Source organism: Streptomyces sp. NPDC048191, from assembly GCF_040652655.1.
Classification (GTDB): domain Bacteria; phylum Actinomycetota; class Actinomycetes; order Streptomycetales; family Streptomycetaceae; genus Streptomyces.
This window is the reverse complement of the sequence record NZ_JBEZMO010000089.1, coordinates 1-2160: the sequence shown is the minus strand read 5'-3', so window position 1 is coordinate 2160 and position 2160 is coordinate 1. Positions and strand designations below refer to the sequence as shown.

The following is a 2160-nucleotide window of genomic DNA, read 5'->3' as shown; positions in this document are numbered from 1 at the left end:
ACCACGAAGGAGAAGTCGCTGAACAAGGCACACGCCCGGTTCCGCTGCCCGGTCGAACGCGGCGTCGCCACCGTCAAACGCTGGCGGATCTTCCGCCATGCCCGCTGCAGCCCCAACCGGCTCGCGTCAGCAGCCAGAGCCATCCTCACCCTGGAGAGGCAACGCTGAAAACGCTCAGTGACGGTGGAGGCGATCCGGGCGCTCTTACATTCGGTGGAGTATCGATCCAGAGAGAAGCCCGTACGGCCAGCTGCAAGTCCGCGCAGGAAGCACTCGCGATCGACGTCGACACGATCCGCCGCACCTGCGATGCGGTTCTGTCGGCTTCCCGTCCATCCGGGGACGGACGGGACGTGGGCGGACTGCTGCTCGGCCACGTCAACCTTCTCCTGCCCGAAGTGGATGAACTTGCCCACCGTACGCGCGGCGAGCACCAGCAAAGTGCCGTGCACATCATCGCTTGCACTCGCCGCACTCTGCGCGCCGTTGGTGGCACCGTGCCGGCGGACGCCTCCCGCCTGTGGGACCTGGCAACCCACTGCCAGGCCCTGCTGACCTTGTACCAGCAACTCAGCACAGACAGGGCCGACGGTGACCCGTGGAGTAGCAGGGTCCCCTAGCCACGGCCACCCCGGCTACGTCGGCGCCCACCCCAGGACAGTTGCGGACATGCAAGCACCGCGCCATGGCTACAGCACGCCGAGCAGGGCGTTGTCCTCCCACTGGTCAACCACTTCCAGGTAGCCGGCGAGCACCTTCGAGTGCGGGGCCCAGCCGCCCTGCTTGGCGATGACGATCTGGTCGTGGCCTTTCAGGCGGGAGGATGTGGCGAGTCCGCGGCGGGGGCTGTGGCCGGTGAAGCGGATGTCGATGCCGGCCCGCTCGCCGACGCGGGTGACGATGTCGCCGATGGACTCGGCCTGCAGGCGGCCCTTTATGACGGTGTGCCAGCGGTTGTGCAGGCGCCGCCAGGCGTATCCGTCGGGGTCGGTGAGCTCGGCCGTCTCCTTCCAGGCCTGCCAGGCGCGGACTGTACCACGCCAGCCCAGGTGGGACGTGGGCGTCGGTGGCCAAGGACGTGGGCGTCAACCATGGCCCGGCTCAAGGTCGCCCGCGCTCACGCGAAGGTGGCCGACGCACGGCGCGAGTTCCACCACCAGCTCTCCACCAAGCTGATCCGCGAAAACCAAGCCATCGCGGTGGAAGACCTGGCGGTCAAAGGAATCGCCCGCACACGCCTGGCCAAGTCCGTCCACGACGCCGGATGGTCGCAGTTCGTGACCATGCTCGAATACAAGGCCGCCCGGTACGGTCACACCCTCATCAAGATCGGCCGTTTTGAGCCGACCTCGCAGATGTGCTCGCAGTGCGGCGTCAAGGACGGCCCCAAGCCCCTACACGTCCGCACACGAAAATGCGGAGCCTGCGGGGCCGTCCTCGATCGGGACATCAACGCGGCGGTCAACGTCGCCAAGGCCGCCGGACTGGCGGTGACAGCCTGTCGAGCGCGGGTAAGACCGGGACTCGTCCCGGCACAGCGCGATGAAACAGGAACCCACCCGAAGCCGCGCCGGTCAACGGCGTGACAGGCGGGAAACGCCCTCCTTTAGATGGGCGAGGATGTAAAACATCAAGGTGTCCCTGTGGCGGCCGGCAGGTGCCGGACGACATGTCGGTCAGGCCCTCGGTGACAAGGTTGCGGCGCTGGCTGCACATGCTCTGTGCGAGTCTCGGGTGGCCGATCTCGGCATTGCGAAGGGCTGGGGCCGCCCGGGCAAGACGCACATCGCCGTCGCGGCCTGTCGGGCCGATCGCCCCCGCCAGGAGAGGGGAAGGGGCGGCTGACCTGGTGCGGCCGGGTGACTCCGCCCGGGAACCGGGCGGAGTCAGGTGCGGCTAGTCGTCATTGCGCTGCCGCTCGCCAGGTGTTGCTGGACCATATGGCCTGGCCCCTGGTGGGTCCGCCGTAGGATCTGTAGATGACGAAGTTGCCGTCGTCCTGCATTACCGCCCAGGCGCCGGCGTTGTCTGGGGTGCCAGCGGTGTTGGTGTTCCACAGGAAACTGTTGTTCGCGTCGTAGATGACGAAGTTGCCGTCCTGCTGCATCACGGCGTACGCGCCCGGGTGGCCGTTGGTGCGGCTGGACCAGATGGCGGCGC

General features: G+C 67.5%; 1 protein-coding gene and 3 pseudogenes. 3 read left to right on the top strand and 1 reads right to left on the bottom strand.

The genetic code is table 11. The annotated features are described in order from the left end of the window. The 3 genes and pseudogenes from AB0D93_RS41510 to AB0D93_RS41500 form a co-directional block, all read left to right on the top strand. Window positions 1–168 (top strand): annotated as a pseudogene (locus AB0D93_RS41510) (IS5/IS1182 family transposase); the annotation flags it as partial. Between the two features lie 185 nt (window positions 169–353). Beyond that, entirely contained in the window at window positions 354–620 is a 267-nt protein-coding gene (locus AB0D93_RS41505; RefSeq protein WP_362131950.1) for a DUF6415 family natural product biosynthesis protein, read from the top strand. Between the two features lie 474 nt (window positions 621–1094). Continuing rightward, window positions 1095–1586: pseudogene (locus AB0D93_RS41500) on the top strand (transposase); the annotation flags it as partial. 317 nt (window positions 1587–1903) lie between these two features. Here the strand turns inward: AB0D93_RS41500 and AB0D93_RS41495 are convergent. Next, window positions 1904–2160, bottom strand: a pseudogene (locus AB0D93_RS41495) (hypothetical protein); the annotation flags it as partial.